The sequence below is a fragment of the Micromonospora sp. NPDC049645 genome, from assembly GCF_040675155.1.
GTDB lineage: Bacteria > Actinomycetota > Actinomycetes > Mycobacteriales > Micromonosporaceae > Micromonospora.
Map to the genome: position 1 here is coordinate 483,062 of NZ_JBFAOI010000002.1, position 16,610 is coordinate 499,671.

The window sequence follows — 16,610 nt, forward strand, 5'->3', positions numbered from 1 at the left end:
CCTTCAGACCCGGCCGGCGGGCGCCGTCGCGGAATCGTCGTCGACCTCGTCGGTGCGTCCATGGTCGTACGGCGTCTCCGGGGCCGGGTGGAACCGGCTCGACACCGCGCCGACGACCAGGGTGATCAGGACGCCGATCGGCACCAGCCACTGCGCGGCGATGGCGGTGGCGGTGGTGGTGCCGGCGGTCGTCACGTCGATCTTGACGTAGCGGACGATGTAGGTCATCACCGCCACGGTGACGAGGAAGGCGATCACCGCGTCGACCTGGTTGGCCCGCTTGACGAGGCGGCCGAGCAGGAAGGCCCCGAGCAGCGCCCCGTAGGTGTAGCCGGCGATGGTCAGACCGGTCAGGTAGACGTTTCCGGTGCTGGAGCTGAACGCGCAGGCGAAGATCGCCATCAGCACCGCCCAGACCAGGGTCATCACCCGGGCGAGCCGGAGCATCGTGTCGTCGGACGGGACCGTGCGGAAGAAGCTGTGGATGAAGTCGGCGACGGTGGAGTTCGACATCGAGTTCAGCGCCGACGACAGCGAACCCATCGCGGCGCCGAGGATGCCGGCCACCAGCAGACCCGAGATGCCCACCGGCAGGGCGTGCAGGATGAAGCTCGGGTAGAGGTTGTCGCTGCTGGCCAGGCCGAGCTGCGTGAAGGTCTGGCCCTTGTTGTACGACCACAGCAGCGCGCCGACCAGGGAGAACGCGGCGAACTGGATCACCACGAAGATGCCCGAGGAGATCATCGCCTGCTGGCCCTCGCGCAGCGTGCGGGTGGACAGGATGCGCTGGACGATCAGCTGGTCCGACCCGTGGCTGGCCATCGCGAAGATCGCGCCACCGATGATCGCGGTCGGCAGGGCGAACGGGCTGGTGAGCACGTGCGCGAGCGTGAAGTTGGTGTCGAAGAGCTGGAACTTGCCGGCGTCCAGCGCCTGCGAGTAGCCGTCGAAGCCGACGGCGTGGCTGAGCACCGCGATGGCCAGGATCGCCCCGCCCAGGTACAGCCCCATCTGGATGGCGTCGGTCCAGATGACCGCCTTGATGCCACCGAGGTAGGTGTAGACCACCGTGATCAGGGTCAGCACGATGATGATGGCCTGGTAGCCGACATTCAGCCCGAACTCGTCGAGGAGCAGCTTGATGGGGATGGCGGAGGCGAACAGCCGTACGCCCTCGGCGAGCAGGCGGGTGAAGACGAACGTCACCGACGCCAGGCCCTGAAGTTTCAGGCCAAACCGCTCACCGAGGTACTGGTAGGCGCTGACGAAGCCACCCCGCTTGTAGAGCGGGATGAGCACCGCTGCCACGACGACGCGACCGATGACGTAGCCCAGCGCCAGCTCGACGTTTCCGAACCCCTGACCGCTGTAGGCGCCACCGGGAACACTGATCACGGTCAGAACGCTGGTCTCGGTGGCGACCACGGAGAACGAGACGGTCCACCACGGCAGCCGACCCTCGCCCACGAAGTAGTCCTTGGCGGACTTCTGTTTGCCGGACAGGCGTAGTCCCACGAAGGCGATCACCACGAGGTACAGCACGATCACGACCAGGTCGAGTTGACGCACGGCTCGCTCCCAACCAGCAGTTGTCAATAAGTGACGTTGGCCCAGAGTAACGCGAAACTTTTTGCCACCGCCCGTCCGGGCTGGTTACGCTGTGATTTCAGCCTGCTGATACGGGGATCGTTCGCAGCTGCGCCTCGGCCGGGCCGCGGCGGGTCGCGAGGACGCGCTCGACGTCGACCGCACCGGCGGGGCGCCGCCCCGCCGGCCGGCGACGAAGACCAGCGAGAGGAACGAGCACCCCGTGGACCTCAGCACCCTCGGCACCGAGACCCGCAACGACAAGACCAGCGACCTCGACCGGATGTCTCCCACCGAGCTGCTGCTCGCGATGAACGACGAGGACCAGACGGTCGCCCAGGCCGTCCGCCGGGCCGTGCCGGACATCGCGGCCGCCGTCGACGTGATCGTGGCGTCGCTACGCCAGGGCGGACGGCTGATCTACCTCGGCGCCGGCACCAGCGGCCGGATCGGCATGCTCGACGCCGTCGAGATCCCACCCACCTTCGGTACGACGCCCGACCGGGTGGTCGGCCTGCTCGCCGGCGGGGCGCGCGCCTTCGGCGTGGCCGTCGAAGGCGCCGAGGACGACCCGGCCCGCGCCGTGGCCGACCTCGACGCGGTCGGCCTGACCGGCCGGGACACGGTGGTCGGGCTCGCCGCCAGCGGCCGTACCCCGTACGTGGTCGGCGGGCTGGATCACGCCCGCGCACGCGGAGCGGCCACCGTCTCCGTGGCCTGCAACCAGGACGCCGTGATCAGCCGGCACGCCGACGTCGCCATCGAGGTGCCCACCGGCCCCGAGGTGCTCACCGGTTCCACCCGGCTCAAGGCCGGCACCGCCGAGAAGCTCGTCTGCAACATGCTCTCCACCGCCACGATGGCCCGGCTCGGCAAGGTGTACGGCAACCTGATGGTGGACATGAACGCCACCAACGAGAAGCTCGTCGACCGGGCGCGGCGGATCGTCGCCGAGGCCGCCGACACCGATCTCGACAGCGCCGCGCGGGCGCTCGCGGCGGCGCACGGGCACGCCAAGACGGCCATCGTGCTGCTGCTGGCCAACTGCACCGCCGAGGAGGCCGCGGCCCGGTTGCGCGACGCCGACGACGACGTCCGGGCGGCCGTCGCGGCCTGACCCACCGGGGCGGGGCGGAGCTCTGTCGCGTCCGGCCGATCCCGCACGACGAAGCGCCCCGTTCGTTGCGGACGGGGCGCTTCGTGGTGTCAGTTGAGCTGTGTGTCGGGAACCGCGTGGTCCCCGTCCGCGTCGATGCCGGTCGAGCTGGCCAACTCGATCCGGGGGGACCGGTCCGGCGGGAGGTGGGCGAAGTCGGCGATGACGACGACGTCCACCTCCCCGTCGATCATCGTCTGCTCGACGGTTTCCCACGGTGCCCGCATGATTCCTGCGAATCGGTAGGAGTGTCGGCGGAGGTGGCTGAGACACCTCGCGACGGCGGGCTCCGACGGCTCGATGTCGGCGGGGATCCAGATAACGGCGATTTCCATGAACCTCTCCTGATCAACGTCGTGGACGTGACTGGGTGATCAGGAGTCATCGGGGTGGGGGAGGACCCCGCTCCACCGGTCGGCTGGTAGCGCGCCGGTCGACGGCGGTGACGGTGAGCCCTGGCCGCAGTGGCGAGGTGGGCGGCGGAGCTTCGGCTGTCGACGTGGGTGGATCGGCGCCGCCGGTGCCGCCACCGGTCGGCGCGGACGCGAGCGCCAGCACGAAGGCCGGTGTCCCCGGTGCGGGACGGGTCGGCTGGCTGGGCCGTTGTCCGGTGACGGTGGCCACCCTCGCCGCAGCCTGATCCGGTGTCCGGCCAGCGGAGCTGCCGGGGGCGTCGCCCCGGGGGGCCGTCACCGCGACTGACGCCGGCGGTGCTGACGACTGTCGCGAGTCGACGCGTACGGCCGGGGAGGCCGCGGCCGACGCTGCCGGTGTGGCCCGCGGCGGCGGCGTGCGGGCCGGCCGACCCGGTGGAACGACGGAGGGCTTGGCCGGTGACGTCGGCACGGGAACGTCCGACGGCAGCGGCACCGGGTTCGTCGACGGCAGGGGCACCGGGTTCGTCGACGGCAGCGGCAGCGGTTTCGCCGATGGGAGGGGTAGGGGCGGCAGGGGGACGACCGCCGTCGGCAGGGGCAGAGGGACGGTCAACCGCACCTCGACCACGTCGGCCAACGAGACCCGGACGCCTGCCGGTGCGGTGGCGACCTCCACCAGCCCGAGACGCGACCCCGACGCCGGATCGGCGTGGGCGGGGTTGGCACCGAGCAGCGCGCCGAGCGCCATCGCGCCGAGCGCCGTGGGGGGAAGGCTGTGCCTCAGCCGCATCAGACGGAAACTGCCGGCAATGGTCCGGCGCAGGCCGCCGGCATTGGTCTGGTCAGCCCCGCCAGCCCCGACTCACCGGGTCGGTGCCGGCGGCCGGGCAGTTGCCCCTCGCACCCTGCCGCTCCCTCCATGTGCGGGTTCTTGCCCCGGGAAACCGGCGACTACACCTTTCATCGATATCGCGGCGTCCGCCCTACCCCGTTGCGTGGCGTCACACCCGGACGTCGGCGGGTGTCGGCGCGGCGTCGAGCGGCAGGTCGCGTAGCCGGCGGATCGGGGTCGACAGGTAGATGACCGGGGACAGGACGGTGAGCGCCCCGAAGATGAGCAGCGTGGTGCGGGCGCCGATCGGCCCGGCCAGGACGCCGGCGAGCAGGCCGCCCAGCGGGATGGCGCCCCAGGAGACGAACTTGACCGTGGCGATCACCCGGGACAGGAGTTCTGGCGGGCTGGCGAGCATCCGGTACGTGCGGGTGGTCACGCTCAGCACCACTGTGGAGCTGGCGAAGACGAGGTTCCCGACGGCGAAGGCGAGGAACGCGGCGGTGCCGGTGCCCAGCGGGATGATGAGCGCGCCGATCACGCCGACGAAAGCCGAGATGATCAGACCGCGGGCGGTGCCGAACCGGTCGGTGAACCGGGTCGTCACCGCGGCGCCGACGAGTGTGCCGAGACCGTCGGCGGCCAGCAGCAGCCCGACCATGAGCGGCGACGCGTGCAGCTCGCGCACCAGGTAGTAGGGGAAGAGGGCCAGCATCGCGCCGTTGACGAAGTTGGTCGCGGTGGCGTCCCACATGGACGGTCCGATGATCGGGTGTCGGAGCACGTAGTGCCAACCCTCGCGGATCATCGTGACCATCGGTGGTCGGTCGGCCGGCCGCTGCACCCGCCGGGCCGGCAGGGTGCGCAGCAGTACGGCGGAGACGAGGTAGCTGACGGCGTCCACGAACAGCGTCGGCACCGCACCCAGCAGCTGCACCGCGAGGCCGCCCAGGGATGGCCCGCCCAGCGAGGTGGCGGCGTACGTGCCCGAGTTGAGGCTGTTGCGTGCCTGCAACTGCGCCGCCGGCACGATCTCCGGCAGGAAGGTCTGGTTCGCCACGTCGAACAGCACGTTCGCGAAGCTCACGACCAGGGCGACCGCGATCAGGTGGGCCACCGTCAGCGCGTCGAACCACCAGGCCAGGGGGACCGACGCGATGGCGAGGGCCCGAACCAGATCCAGGCCGACCTGCATGCCGCGCAGCGCCACGCGCTGCACGATCACCCCCGCCGGCAGGCTGATCAGGAGGTACGCGAGGTAGCCGGCCGCCGTGATCAGACCCATCTCGAAGGCCGACGCGTCCAGCACGGTCAGCGCGGTCAGCGGCAGGGCCACCCCGCCGACCGCCGACCCGAGGTGACTTGTCGTGCCGGCGGCCCACCAGCGCCAGAAGGTAGTAAGTCTCATAATGGAACTCACTATAGGGGCGCGAGGACCGGGCGGGCGACCCCGTCGACGCGGGCCGGCTCAGGGTGGGAGGTGGTCGGGCGGACCGGACGTTTCACCCTCGCCCAACGGGTTATCCAGGCGTACCGGTGCGACCGGCGGTGAACAGCTTGAGTGAGGGAGCGCCATCATGCCTGATCCACAGCCCACCATCGTTCTCGTGCACGGCGCGTTCGCCGAGTCGGCGAGCTGGAACGGCGTGCTCGAGCGGCTGGGCGCCGCGTACGACTCGGTGGCGGTCGCGAACCCGCTGCGCAGCGTTGCCGGAGACGCCGCCTACCTGCGGGATGTCGTGCGGGGGATCGGTGGTCCGGTCATCCTCGTCGGGCACTCGTACGGCGGCATGGTGATTACGCAGGCCGCTGCCGGCGACACCTCGGTGCGGGCCCTCGTGTACGTCAACGCCTTCGCCCCGGACGCCGGTGAGTCGGCGCTGGCGCTGTCCGCGAAGTTCCCCGGCAGCACCCTTGCCGACACGTTGGTGCAGTACCCGGTGTCGACCGGTGGGAACGAGGTGGCGATCGGCCAGACCCAGTACCACGCACAGTTCTGTGCGGACTCGTCCGACGACGTGGCCGCGCTGATGGCGCGGACCCAGCGGCCGATCACCGAACAGGCCCTGAGCGACAAGCTCACCGGTGACCCCGCCTGGCGATCGCTGCCCAGCTGGTTCGTGTTCGGCGACGCCGACAAGAACATCCCCGCCGCCGCGCACCGCTTCATGGCCGAGCGGGCCAACCCCCGGGGGCAACGCGAGGTCGTCGGCGGCTCGCACGCGATGGCGGTGGCCCGGCCGGGCGAGGTCGCCGAGACGATCATCGAGGCGGTGCGGGCCGTGACCTGACGGCCGGACCGGACAGCTGACGGGTGGGCCGGCGACGTGCGGTCGCCGGCCCCGCCCGCCTGTCGCTACCGGACCCGCGGCTGCCGCCCACCCGCCGCGACGGGTGCGCGCGCCCGGTCGCCGGGGTGGGCCCCCGCCACGGGCGTCACCGGCGCGTCGTCGGGCCGGACCACAGGTGGTCCCGCGCGAAGATCGTGAACAGTTGACCCGCCGTCATTCCGTCGTGCGCGCCCGGGACCTGGGTCGTCGCGGCAGCGTACCCCCGAGCCCGGAAGTTGTCCGCGATGGCGTTCTGCGCGTTGAGGTTGCCCTCGAAGACGCCATTGCCGAGGAACACGAAGAGGTCGTCGGCCCCGACCGCGTTGGCGATGGCGTCGTAGTCCTGCGGGGTGAGCGACGGATTGCCGGAGAAGTGTCCGTAGAACGCGAACGTGGTCGGGTACGTCTTCATGACGACACCGCCCGTCATTCCACCGTAGGAGAACCCGGCGTAGGCACGCCCCGCACGCTCGGTCGAGACGTTGAACCTGCCCTCGATGAGGGGAAGGATCGTCTGGACCAGGTTGTTCGCCGCGTTGGTCTGGTTGTAGGAGGCGAAACCGAGGCTGGTGCCGGTGAAGTGGTTGCCCATGGTGACGACCACCGTGGGCTCGATCTCACCCCTGGCCGTCATGTTGTCCAGGATGTTCGGGACATTCGCGGGGATCATGAAGTCGGTCTCGTCGCCGAAGATGCCGTGGGCGAGGTACGCGACCTTGTAGGGCTCCGCCCGCCTGGGGTTGTAACCGGCCGGCAGGTAGACGCCGAGGTGGTGGCCGCTGTCGCCCAGGATCGTGGTGTACGGGAGGTACTGGACCGTGCCTCGCTTCGACCGGCTGGCCACCGGCAGCTCGTACGCCGCGCGGGCTTTCAGCACCGGATCGTCCTGCTTCTTGGCGTACGGGACGTACACGGCGTCGAGCACGTCGTTGTTCCGGACCCGGAACGAGGACTCACCCGGCGGCCGGGGGTTGGTCGAGGCGGGATCCCAGATGCGCTTGTTCTCCCAACCCTGGGTCGGGTCCCAGACCCGGTACCAGTAGCTGAGGCCGCCGGCGTGCAACGGGACCGACACCGACCAGTTGCCCTTCGAGTCCCTGGTCATGTCCCTGAGGAACTCGGTGCCGCCGGCGTGGTAGCGCCCGGGCTGCCAGGCTTCCGGCTGATACCGCGTGGTGCCGGTGCCGACGTCGAGCAGGGTCAGGTCCCCGGCAAGCCGTACCTGGGTGGCGTGGGGATTGCGGTAGACGAAGGTGACGGTGTATCCGGTGGGCGATGTGCGGTCCGCCTTCACGGTCGCACCCTGCTTGCCGGCGGGCCTGCCGGCGGCGGCAGCCGGTGCGGGCACGACGGCCCCCACCCCGATTGCCATGAACGCGAAAATCGCGATCGTGCGCCTGGTCCGGCGTCTTCCGGTCGTTTCCCTCATGCGCGATGACTCCTCTGTGGTCCCTCGTCGCGGTCTGGTCGGGCACTGGCAGTCGAGGGCGTCGATGGACGCTAAATCGAATTAGCATCGGGAAGTGTGGCTGCGCACTGCTGTCGATGTCAAGGGCGTCCAGGGTCGACGCGGGTGCGCGTCCCGGCCCCGAATCGACGAGCACGCCGCCTGCGGCCTGCGGTTTCCCGTTGTTGGCGGCCGGCCGGGTGGCAGGGTGATGTCCATGAACCGGAGGCACGGGTCGAGCAGCGGAAGGGTCCGGACCGTGCCCTGATCAGCCCGCCGGCAGGACCGCCGTACCGCCTTCCGATGACTCTCCGAGGAGAAGACGATGGCCGAGAAGAAGGAACCCTCCAACGTGCGGAAGATGTTCGGCGACTTCGCGCCCACTCTCGTCGACTACACCGACGACGTGGTGTTCGGGCAGGTCTGGGAACGTGCCGAGCTGGCGAAGCGGGACCGGAGCCTGATCACCGTCGCTGCCCTGGTGAGCATCGGCAACACCGAACAACTCGCCTTCCACCTCGGCTTCGCCAAACGCAACGGTCTCACCGAGGCCGAGTTGATCGAGGCGATCACCCACCTGGCCTTCTACGCCGGCTGGCCGAGGGCGGTCTCCGCGATGACGGTGGCGAAGCAGGTCTTCGCCAACCAGGAGGACTGACCCGCGGGCACACCGCCAACCCGGGCGTTCAGGGGTCGAATCAGCGCGCTTCATCGGCTGGGAGGCCGCCGCGGTGCTCGTCGGCCGGGTGTGCACCGTCACGGAGTTGGGCATGGTCAAGCGGTTGGGGTGCCGCGAGGCGGCTGCTATCGTCAAAATTGTTGCGGCCGCAAATTTATCGGTGACAACTACTTTTGAGGAAGGATGCCTCCGATGACCAAGCTCTCCGTCATCTACTACTCGTCCACCGGGACCCTGCACGCCATGGCCAAGCGCCTCGCGGAGGCTGGCGAGAAGGCCGGCGCCGAGGTGCGGCTGCGGCAGGTTCCGGAGCTTGCCCCGGCGGAGGCCATCGCCTCCAACGCCGCCTGGAGCCAGCACTTCGACGCCACCAAGAACGAGCCGAAGGCGACCGCCGACGACGTCGTCTGGGCGGACGCCGTGCTGTTCGGCACGCCCACCCGGTACGGCAACGTCGCCAGCCAGCTCAAGCAGTTCATCGACACGCTCGGCCCGCAGTGGGCGCAGGGGCTGCTCGCCGACAAGGTTTACGCGGGCTTCACCGCGTCGATGACCGCGCACGGCGGCCAGGAGTCGACCCTGCTCGCGCTCTACAACACCGTCCACCACTTCGGCGGTCTGGTCGTCGCCCCGGGCTACACCGACCCGCTGAAGTTCGCCGACGGCAACCCGTACGGCGTCTCGCACGTCACCGGCGGAAGCAACGACGCCCCGCTGAGCGACACCCAGTTCGCCGCCCTCGACCACATGGCCGAGCGGGTCGTCAAGATCGCCGGCAAGCTCAACGCCTGAGCGCGCCGCCGCCGTACCGAAGTCCGCGTTGACTCGGTGCTCGGCTGATCCGGGGCCGGTCTCCCGCACGGGGAGGCCGGCCCCGTTCGCCCTCACCCGGCGACGGCGGCGAGGGCGGCATGCGGCCGGTGTTGCTCGTCGTCGGGCCGTGGTAGCCGTTCGACCTCCCGGAAACCGGCGTGCGTGAGGCGCTCGGAGAGCGCGTCGAGTGGCCACCGGTACGCGGTCGCGACCTTGTGGTCGAAGGCGCCGACCTCGTCGGCGGTGAAGGCGCCCAGCACCAGCCGTCCGGCCGGGGCCAGCACCCGCCGGAACTCCTTGAGCACGCCGTCAAGCTCCCGGGGCGGCAGATGGATCAACGAATACCAGGCCAGGACGCCGTCGATCGACCCGTCCGCGACGTCGAGGCGTTCGAACGACCCGAGTTGGAACTCGACGTTCGGGTGGGACGCCCGCGCGTGTGCGAGGAACTCGGGGACCAGGTCGATCCCCGCCACGTCGACGCCCAGCGCCCGCAGGTGGGCGGTGAGGTGGCCGGGTCCGCAGCCCAGATCGAGCACCGGACCGGGTCGACCCGTCAGGTGTCGCTCGATGAAGGCGAGGTCGTCCGGGTGCACCTGCTCGCTGCTGCCGAACAAACTGATGTAGAGCTGCGCGACGGACGTGTAAGCCTGCCGCACCGTGGCCGTTTCCATCGCCGCACCATACGGGTCAGCGGAGCATCCGGCGTTTGCCATCTGCGGCTAATGCGGTTAGCTTAAAGCTAATCGCATTAGCTGACCCTGGAGGGCGTCATGACCGAATACCTGGAGCTTGCCGGCAACACCATCGCCTACGAGGTGACCGGGCAGGGGCCGCTGGTCGTCCTGGCGCACGGCATGGGCGACAGCCGACACTCCTACCGCTTCGTCGCCCCGGCCCTGGCCGCGGCCGGGTACCGGGTCGCCAACGTCGACATCCGCGGCTGCGGCGACTCCAGCCTCGGTTGGGACGGCTACGGCCGCACCGACATCGCCGCCGACCTCGTCGCCGTCGTGCGCCACCTCGGCGGTCCGGCCGTGATCATCGGCCAGTCGATCAGCGGCGGCGCGGCGACCATCGCGGCGGCCACCGCGCCCGAGGTGATCGCCGGCGTCATCGAGCTGGCGCCGTTCACCCGCGAACAGTCCGTCGACCTGGCTGGTCTGGTGCGGGTGAAGCGCTTCCGGGCCGGTTACCTGCAACTGGCGCAGGTCCTTGTGCGCGGCCGTCTGGCGAACTGGAAGAAGTACCTGGACGTGGCGTTTCCCAGCAAACCCGCCGACTGGCACAGCGAGCTGGCGCGCATCGAGGCCAAGATGAGTGAGCCCGGCCGGATGAAGGTCCTCCAGGCCATGGCCAAGACCAGCCCGAGCGACGCCGGCCGGCAGCTGCCCAACGTCGCCTGCCCGGTCCTGGTGATCGAGGGCAGCGCCGACCCCGACTGGGCCGACCCACGGGCCGAGGGTGAGCGCATCATCGCCGACCTGTCACCAGGGCTCGGCGAGCTGGCCGTCATCGAGGGCGCGGGCCACTACCCGCACACCCAGACGCCCGACGAGGTCCTCGCCCTGGCCCTGCCCTTCCTCGCCCGGACGCTGCCCCATGCCTAGGGCCCGGCTCACTCCAGCGTCGGTCACCGAGGCCGCAGCCGCGCTGGTCGACGAGGTCGGCTTCGACAACCTCAGCATGGGCCTGCTCGCCGAACGGCTCGGGATCAAGACCCCTTCGCTCTACAAGCACGTCAGCAGTCAGGCCGATCTGGCGCACCGGGTCGCCATCCTGGCTCTGCACGAGGCCGGCGATGCCATCCGCGACGCCATCCAGGGTCGATCCGGCAGCGACGCACTGGCCGCGGGCGCGCGGGCGATGCGGGCGTACGTGCGCGAACACCCGGGCCGGTACGCGGCCGCCAACGCCGTCCGGCCGGCCGGCCCCGACGACCCGCTCATCCCGGCCAGCGAGCGGGTGCTCGCCTCCTGGGCGGCCATGCTGAGCGGGTACGGGCTGGACCCCGGCCAGGAGATTCACGCCATGCGGACGCTGCGCAGCGTCCTGCACGGGTTCGCGACCCTGGAGGCGGCCGGCGGGTTCCAGATCGACGCGTCCGTCGACGAGAGTTTCACCTGGCTGGTCAGCTTCCTCGATCAGGGCTTCCGCGCCGGCACCACCGTCGGTGCCGTTGGTCCCGCGGCCGGCGAGACTGGGCACTGACTCCACCGTCGACCGGCTGGCACTGGTGCGGTGACGGGTGGCGGCCGGGCGCTCAGGCGTACGCGAGCAGGAAGTCGACGGTGCCGGTGCCGCCGGGTTGCCCGGGTGGGACGGGCAGGCCGGGCTCGCTGTTCAGGACGTAGAAGCCGCCGCTGCCGGTCAGGCGGGGCGTCACGGCCAGGATCTGCGCGGCCATGGTTCCTCCGGTCGGACGCACCACGGTGTCCAGCAGGAGGCGGAAGAGGTTCCCGTTCAGGTTCGCGACGTGCAGCACGCGGTACGAGCGCGGGGCGGGCTGACCCGTGCTCGTCAAGCCCCAGATCGGCACGATCTGGTTGCGCCACCGCGAGGGGTTGTTGGTGATCGCACTGTCGTGGTTGTTCAGTTGCGGCTGGATTCCCGAGTGGATGCCGGCGAGATGGATGTGCAGCTGGTCCTGCTGACGGATCGTCGGGTCGGCCGAGTTGACGCCCAGCCCGACGTGGGGGTAGACGACGTGCCCCGGCTGCCCCGGCTGTGCGTTGTTCCACGCCTCCAGCCAGTAGTCCGGCGCGTTGGCGGTGGTGATGAACGGACACTCGATGCCGCTGATCCGGCAACTGGGCACGAGCAGGTAGTCGTGGTTGGACCCCGATCCTCCATTGAGGATGACGTACGTGGGGGTCGTCCGTAGGCACTGCGGAAACGGAGGTCCGGTCCTGGTGCCCGCGCAGACCTGAACCCGGTCCCACAGGTCGTACCTACCGCCGGTGTCGGTGGGGTAGCCGCACAGGGCCGAGGGTGTGGGGCAGGTGGTGGCGCCGGGGCCGCCGGGGGTCGAAGGCGACGGCTCGGGGGTCGTGCCTCCGTCGGCCAGCGCCCGATCCGCGCCGACCAGACCCAGCAGTCCCGTGGCGCCGGCGGTGCCGGAGAGTCGGACGAACTGACGTCGGGCCATTCCGCTCATCGTCACTCTCCAGGGTTGCCGTACCGAGGCGAACATGAACGTGTCGAGAGTAGGGCGAAAGCGGCATTCGACGCGTCGGCCGGTGAACGGGTCGCCTGATCGTGTCGCCGCCGTGCGAGAGCTTTCCGGCGTGGCCGGATGACGCGGTGACCGGCCGGGACGTGCGCGGTCAGGTCGTGGGGTGGCGGTCACCCTCCGGGCTCGTCGGGAGCGCAGGCGCGTAGCCGAGCTCGTACGAAATCTTGTTGGCGGTCTCCAGGAGCAGCGGAAGGTTGACCTTCAGCTGGTCGAGGCTCGCGATGACCTCGATCGCCGTGATCGAGGCGGCGGCGATGACCTGCCCCCGCGAGTCCCTGATCGGCGCGGCCACGCACATCACGTACGCGTCGTGCTCGCCGTTGTCGGCGGCCCAGCCACGTTCCTGGATGCGGGCCAGCTCGGCTTCGAGGGCGTCGTGGTCGGTGAAGGTGGTGTCGGTGAATCTCTCGAAGACGACGTGGGAGAGCAGCCGGTCGCGTTCCTCGCGGGGAAGGTAGGCCAGGATGGTCTTGCCGACGGCGCTCGCATAGATCGAGACAGCTCGTCCCACTCGCGACGGCAGCTTGACGGAGTCGAACGCCGGGCTGTCCACCTTGTCGATATAGATGATCTCGTCACCGGTCAGTTGCGCCAGGTGTACGGTGTGGCCGGTCTCGCGTTGCAGCGCACGAAGGTGTGCCGCGGCGGGCTGGCGGAGGTCCATCGAGCCGAGCGCGAGCTCGGACAACTCGATCAGGCCGCTGCCGAGCACGTAGGTGCCCGCGCCGGTCCGGCGGACGAAGCGCGCGGACTCCAGTGTTTGCAGGATGCGCAGGGCTGTGGACTTGTGGACGCCGAGCACGTCCGCAGCCTCCGTAAGGGACAGCGGGTGCTCCGCGGATCGACGGATGAGGTCGATCGCGCGGCGAATCGATTGCGCCAAGGCTGTGTCTCCCCTCGCGCGACGGGCAGCGCCGTCGCTGTCATTGCACATTATGCAATATAGATGACGCGATACGCAATCGCCACTTGACTTCGTTGCACATGGCGCTACGATCGTTGCAATTTCATCGGCTTGACGCCAACTCGTAACAGTGGAGTAACGATGGGTAATAAGCGCGCTCATTTCGGCATCGCCCGGGCGACATGTGCCCTCGGCTTGGTCGCCGCTCTCTTGACCGGTTGCGGCTCGGACGGCGACTCCGGCGACGGCGTCACCAAACTGACCTTCGCCGCCTCGACCTTCGGCGACCCGGGCCGCGGGCCCCTGTTGACCAAGTGGCTCGACGAGTTCAACCAGAGCCAGACCAAGATCCAGGTCTCCGCCGCCGCGGTGCCGTACCCGACCTTCGGCCAGACCGTGCTCACGCAGATGGGCAGCGGCAAGGGCCCCGACCTGGTCCGGTTCGACATGCCCGAGTTCGAGGCCGCCTCGGACGCCGGCCTCGTCGCGCCACTGGACAAGGTGATCGACGCCAGCAAGTACGACCTGCTCAAGCAGCCGGACCAGTTCATGGTCCACGACGGTGTCCGGCACGGCGTCATCTTCGAGGCGTCGAACTACGCGATGTTCTACAACGCCGACCTGATCCCGACGCCGCCGACCACCTACGAGCAGTTCACCTCCACCGCGAAGTCGCTGACCAAGGGCGACGTCTTCGGCCTGGCGTTCCGCCAGACCGAGGCCGAGGAGGCCGGTGTCTGGCAGGACATCTTCAACTACGTCTACGGCTTCGGTGGAGCGTGGTCCGACGGGAAGAACCTGACGATCAACTCGCCCGAGAACCTCAAGGGCCTACAGGCATTCAAGGACCTGTACGACGCGAACGTGATCCCGCGCGGCGCGGACGCGGCGACGTTCAGGCGGATGTTCGCCGAGGGCAAGGTCGGGATGGAACTCAACAACGGCGGCTACGTGACCGCCACCCGTGGTCAGAACGCGAAGCTGAACTTCAACGTCGCGCCCATTCCGTTCCCGGTCCGCAAGCAGGGCGCGATCCTCGCGCCAATCGTGATCAACGAGGCGAGTGAGGGCAAGGACGAGGCCGGCACCTTCATCAAGTGGGCGCTGGAGCCGCAGAACCAGGTCAAGCTGCAGGAGATTCTCGGGGCGAGCAGTGTCGCCACCACCACGCAACGCAGCGCCGAGACGCTCAAGGCGACCCCGTTCCTCCCCGTCTTCGACGGGCTCACCGACACCAGCCTGCCGCAGATCGTGCTGGGCTTCGAGGCCAAGACGCCGGACATCCGCAAGGTGGTCGTGCAGAACGTGGTCGCGGCGTTGCAGGGCAAGGCCGACCTGAAGTCGGCGCTGGATCGTGCCCAGCAGCAGGCGACCGAACTGGTCCGCTGACCGCTCGACACGGCGACGCTGCCGGCGCGACGACCCGTGCGCCGGCAGCGTCCTTCCCCCCGAAGGATCAATCCCGATGACTGTGGTCGAGCAGACCGGAGCACCGAAGACAACACCCCCAGCCCGGGGCCGGCGGCGGCCCAGCCCACTGGGCAGCAAGTGGACGCCGTACCTGTTCCTGGCACCCGCCGCCCTCTTCATCCTCGTCTTCCAGGCGGTACCCCTCGTGCAGGAGGTGTACCTCAGCTTCACCAGGACGAGGCTGCTCAACCCCACCCGCAGCGAGTGGGTCGGGCTGGACAACTTCAACCGGATCTTCGGCGACCCCGAGTTCCACCGCACCCTGCTGATCACCTTCGTCTACGTGGTCACCTGCGTCGTCGTCGCGATCGGTGCCGGGCTGGTCGTCGCGCTCCTGCTCAACCGGAAGTTCCGGGGCCGGGGCGTGGCGCGGGCGCTGGTGACCGTCCCCTGGGCCGCCCCCGGAATCGCGGTCGCGCTCATCGCCACCTGGATGCTCAACGCGCAGTACGGCATCGTGAACCGCTTCCTCGACGCCGTGGGCCTCGGGGTGCCCGGCGGCGCCATCCTGGACAGCCCGCGCTACGCGCTCCCGGCGGTGCTCGCTACGACGATCTGGCAGCTGTTCCCGTTCACCTCGGTGGTGCTGCTCTCCGCCCTGCAGTCCGTTCCGCAGGACCTCAACGAGGCCGCGACCGTGGACGGCGCCGGACGGTGGGCCACCTTCCGCGCCGTCACCTGGCAGGTCATCAAGCCAACCGTGGGTCTGCTGGCGTTGCTGATGACGATCTGGTCGCTGCGGCGGTTCGAGCTGATCTGGCTGATGACCAAGGGCGGCCCGGTCGGTGCCACCGAGACGCTCGTCATCGACCTCTACTCGCAGGCGTTCGACTCCAAGGAACTCGGATCGGCGGCGGCCATCGGAATGGTCGGCGTCGTCATCTCGCTCATCGTCATCATCGGCAGCCGCCTGGTCGCCCGTGCCGTGGAGAAGGGGGACGTCCGATGAGGCGCTTCCGTTTCGGTGTCACCGCACGGATCGTCGCCGTGCTCGTCGTGCTGGGTGTCGCGGTGTTCCCGCTGTACTGGATGTTCGTCACGGCGCTGTCCAGCAACAGCGACCTCTTCGCCGACAAGCCCCGGCTCACGCCCGACCTCGGCCAGTTCGGGGTCTTCGTGGACGCGCTCGCCGAGGGCAAGGCGGCCGGATGGCTGCTCAACAGCCTGATCATCGCCGTCGGCACGATGGTCCTCTCCGTCGGCCTGGGCATCCCGCTCGGCTACGCGCTGTCCCGGTTCTCGTTCTGGGGCAAGGCCGTGCTGACCGTCGTGCTGCTGTTCACGCAGATGCTGCCCGAGGCGCTCATGGTCGTCCCGCTGTTCGCGCTGTTCCGCCGGTTCGATCTGCTCGACTCGCTGACCGGCCTCGTCCTGGTGAACTCCGCCTTCGTCCTGCCGATCGTCGCGCTGATCCTCAAGGGCGCCATCGACGGCATCCCGAAGGAACTGGAGGAAGCCGCGCGTGCCGACGGCGCCCGGCCGTTCACCACCCTGACCCGGATCAACGTGCCGCTCATCGCGCCGTCGATCGCGGCCACCGCGGTCATCGCCTTCTTCCACGCCTGGAACGAGTACGTGTTCGCGGTGACGTTCATCTTCGACCCGAACCTGCAACCAGCCTCGGTCGGCATCGCGAACTTCATCGGCGAACTGGGTACACCGATCCAGACGGTGATGGCTGTCGCCTTCCTGTTCACACTGCCTGCCGTCGCCTTCTACCTGTTGGTTCAGAAGTACGTGGTGTCCGGCATGACCGCCGGTGCGGTGAAGGGTTGAGCCG

General features: G+C 69.4%; 17 protein-coding genes. 9 read left to right on the forward strand and 8 right to left on the reverse strand.

Annotated features, from left to right (window positions below; genetic code table 11):
* Window positions 1-3 precede the first annotated feature (3 nt).
* Window positions 4-1,569: a sodium:solute symporter gene (locus tag AB0J33_RS07610; RefSeq protein ID WP_363610984.1), complete on the reverse strand. Its 1,566-nt coding sequence runs from the start codon at window positions 1,567-1,569 to the stop codon at window positions 4-6.
* Between the two features lie 241 nt (window positions 1,570-1,810).
* Between AB0J33_RS07610 and murQ the strand changes: the two genes are divergently transcribed.
* Window positions 1,811-2,704: an N-acetylmuramic acid 6-phosphate etherase gene (murQ, locus tag AB0J33_RS07615; RefSeq protein WP_363610986.1), complete on the forward strand. Its 894-nt coding sequence runs from the start codon at window positions 1,811-1,813 to the stop codon at window positions 2,702-2,704.
* 89 nt (window positions 2,705-2,793) lie between these two features.
* On the opposite strand, the gene AB0J33_RS07620 is transcribed toward murQ, so the two are convergent.
* The 3 genes from AB0J33_RS07620 to AB0J33_RS07630 all read right to left on the reverse strand — a co-directional run bounded on the left by AB0J33_RS07620 (window position 2,794) and on the right by AB0J33_RS07630 (window position 5,360).
* A complete protein-coding gene (locus tag AB0J33_RS07620; RefSeq protein ID WP_363610988.1) occupies window positions 2,794-3,078 on the reverse strand; it encodes a hypothetical protein in 285 nt (94 codons plus the stop codon).
* A 46-nt stretch (window positions 3,079-3,124) separates the two neighbouring features.
* On the reverse strand, window positions 3,125-3,910 hold the full coding sequence (locus AB0J33_RS07625) for a hypothetical protein (protein WP_363610990.1): 786 nt from the start codon (window positions 3,908-3,910) through the stop codon (window positions 3,125-3,127).
* 211 nt (window positions 3,911-4,121) lie between these two features.
* Complete coding sequence (locus AB0J33_RS07630; RefSeq protein WP_363610992.1) at window positions 4,122-5,360, reverse strand: MFS transporter; 1,239 nt, start codon at window positions 5,358-5,360, stop codon at window positions 4,122-4,124.
* Window positions 5,361-5,529: 169 nt separating this feature from the next.
* On the opposite strand from AB0J33_RS07630, the gene AB0J33_RS07635 reads away from it, so the two are divergent.
* A complete protein-coding gene (locus AB0J33_RS07635; RefSeq protein WP_363610994.1) occupies window positions 5,530-6,243 on the forward strand; it encodes an alpha/beta hydrolase in 714 nt (237 codons plus the stop codon).
* 145 nt (window positions 6,244-6,388) lie between these two features.
* Here AB0J33_RS07635 and AB0J33_RS07640 read toward each other — a convergent pair whose 3' ends face one another.
* Window positions 6,389-7,654, reverse strand: a complete 1,266-nt coding sequence (locus AB0J33_RS07640; RefSeq protein WP_363610996.1) for an alpha/beta hydrolase-fold protein — start codon at window positions 7,652-7,654, stop codon at window positions 6,389-6,391.
* A gap of 400 nt (window positions 7,655-8,054) precedes the next feature.
* Between AB0J33_RS07640 and AB0J33_RS07645 the strand changes: the two genes are divergently transcribed.
* The gene (locus AB0J33_RS07645) at window positions 8,055-8,387 is read left to right on the forward strand and encodes a carboxymuconolactone decarboxylase family protein (RefSeq protein ID WP_363610998.1); all 333 of its coding nucleotides are present in this window, start codon (window positions 8,055-8,057) and stop codon (window positions 8,385-8,387) included.
* 213 nt (window positions 8,388-8,600) lie between these two features.
* Window positions 8,601-9,200 carry an NAD(P)H:quinone oxidoreductase gene (wrbA, locus tag AB0J33_RS07650; protein ID WP_363611000.1) on the forward strand — a complete coding sequence of 200 codons (600 nt, stop codon included), beginning with the start codon at window positions 8,601-8,603 and terminating at the stop codon, window positions 9,198-9,200.
* Window positions 9,201-9,292: 92 nt separating this feature from the next.
* On the opposite strand, the gene AB0J33_RS07655 is transcribed toward wrbA, so the two are convergent.
* Window positions 9,293-9,895, reverse strand: coding sequence for a class I SAM-dependent methyltransferase (locus AB0J33_RS07655; RefSeq protein WP_363611002.1), 603 nt, complete (start codon window positions 9,893-9,895; stop codon window positions 9,293-9,295).
* Window positions 9,896-9,994: 99 nt separating this feature from the next.
* Here AB0J33_RS07655 and AB0J33_RS07660 point away from each other — a divergent pair, with 99 nt between their 5' ends.
* Entirely contained in the window at window positions 9,995-10,831 is an 837-nt protein-coding gene (locus AB0J33_RS07660; protein ID WP_363611004.1) for an alpha/beta hydrolase, read from the forward strand.
* A complete protein-coding gene (locus AB0J33_RS07665; RefSeq protein ID WP_363611006.1) occupies window positions 10,824-11,432 on the forward strand; it encodes a WHG domain-containing protein in 609 nt (202 codons plus the stop codon). Before AB0J33_RS07660 ends, AB0J33_RS07665 begins: the two co-directional genes overlap by 8 nt.
* A 52-nt stretch (window positions 11,433-11,484) precedes the next feature.
* Here the strand turns inward: AB0J33_RS07665 and AB0J33_RS07670 are convergent, their stop codons facing one another.
* On the reverse strand, window positions 11,485-12,369 hold the full coding sequence (locus AB0J33_RS07670; protein WP_363611008.1) for a CDP-diacylglycerol diphosphatase: 885 nt from the start codon (window positions 12,367-12,369) through the stop codon (window positions 11,485-11,487).
* Window positions 12,370-12,547: 178 nt separating this feature from the next.
* On the reverse strand, window positions 12,548-13,390 hold the full coding sequence (locus AB0J33_RS07675; protein ID WP_363611010.1) for an IclR family transcriptional regulator: 843 nt from the start codon (window positions 13,388-13,390) through the stop codon (window positions 12,548-12,550).
* Window positions 13,391-13,555: 165 nt separating this feature from the next.
* Between AB0J33_RS07675 and AB0J33_RS07680 the strand changes: the two genes are divergently transcribed.
* The 3 genes from AB0J33_RS07680 (at window position 13,556) to AB0J33_RS07690 (ending at window position 16,606) form a co-directional block, all read left to right on the forward strand.
* Window positions 13,556-14,749: a sugar ABC transporter substrate-binding protein gene (locus AB0J33_RS07680; RefSeq protein ID WP_363611012.1), complete on the forward strand. Its 1,194-nt coding sequence runs from the start codon at window positions 13,556-13,558 to the stop codon at window positions 14,747-14,749.
* 76 nt (window positions 14,750-14,825) lie between these two features.
* Window positions 14,826-15,779 (forward strand): sugar ABC transporter permease, encoded by a 954-nt coding sequence (locus AB0J33_RS07685; protein WP_363611014.1) that lies wholly within the window; start codon window positions 14,826-14,828, stop codon window positions 15,777-15,779.
* Window positions 15,776-16,606, forward strand: coding sequence for a carbohydrate ABC transporter permease (locus AB0J33_RS07690; RefSeq protein ID WP_363611016.1), 831 nt, complete (start codon window positions 15,776-15,778; stop codon window positions 16,604-16,606). The genes AB0J33_RS07685 and AB0J33_RS07690 overlap by 4 nt, the downstream gene beginning before the upstream one ends.
* The last annotated feature ends 4 nt before the right edge of the window (window positions 16,607-16,610 follow it).

Bases quoted from the DNA above. Each gene is read 5' to 3' on its own strand.
- AB0J33_RS07620 (WP_363610988.1), bottom strand. From the start codon at position 3,078: ATGGAAATCGCCGTTATCTGGATCCCCGCCGACATCGAGCCGTCGGAG.
- AB0J33_RS07625 (WP_363610990.1), bottom strand. From the start codon at position 3,910: ATGCGGCTGAGGCACAGCCTTCCCCCCACGGCGCTCGGCGCGATGGCG.
- AB0J33_RS07630 (WP_363610992.1), bottom strand. From the start codon at position 5,360: ATGAGACTTACTACCTTCTGGCGCTGGTGGGCCGCCGGCACGACAAGT.
- AB0J33_RS07635 (WP_363610994.1), top strand. From the start codon at position 5,530: ATGCCTGATCCACAGCCCACCATCGTTCTCGTGCACGGCGCGTTCGCC.
- AB0J33_RS07640 (WP_363610996.1), bottom strand. From the start codon at position 7,654: ATGGCAATCGGGGTGGGGGCCGTCGTGCCCGCACCGGCTGCCGCCGCC.
- AB0J33_RS07645 (WP_363610998.1), top strand. From the start codon at position 8,055: ATGGCCGAGAAGAAGGAACCCTCCAACGTGCGGAAGATGTTCGGCGAC.
- wrbA (WP_363611000.1), top strand. From the start codon at position 8,601: ATGACCAAGCTCTCCGTCATCTACTACTCGTCCACCGGGACCCTGCAC.
- AB0J33_RS07655 (WP_363611002.1), bottom strand. From the start codon at position 9,895: ATGGAAACGGCCACGGTGCGGCAGGCTTACACGTCCGTCGCGCAGCTC.
- AB0J33_RS07660 (WP_363611004.1), top strand. From the start codon at position 9,995: ATGACCGAATACCTGGAGCTTGCCGGCAACACCATCGCCTACGAGGTG.
- AB0J33_RS07665 (WP_363611006.1), top strand. From the start codon at position 10,824: ATGCCTAGGGCCCGGCTCACTCCAGCGTCGGTCACCGAGGCCGCAGCC.
- AB0J33_RS07670 (WP_363611008.1), bottom strand. From the start codon at position 12,369: ATGGCCCGACGTCAGTTCGTCCGACTCTCCGGCACCGCCGGCGCCACG.
- AB0J33_RS07675 (WP_363611010.1), bottom strand. From the start codon at position 13,390: ATGTGCAATGACAGCGACGGCGCTGCCCGTCGCGCGAGGGGAGACACA.
- AB0J33_RS07685 (WP_363611014.1), top strand. From the start codon at position 14,826: ATGACTGTGGTCGAGCAGACCGGAGCACCGAAGACAACACCCCCAGCC.
- AB0J33_RS07690 (WP_363611016.1), top strand. From the start codon at position 15,776: ATGAGGCGCTTCCGTTTCGGTGTCACCGCACGGATCGTCGCCGTGCTC.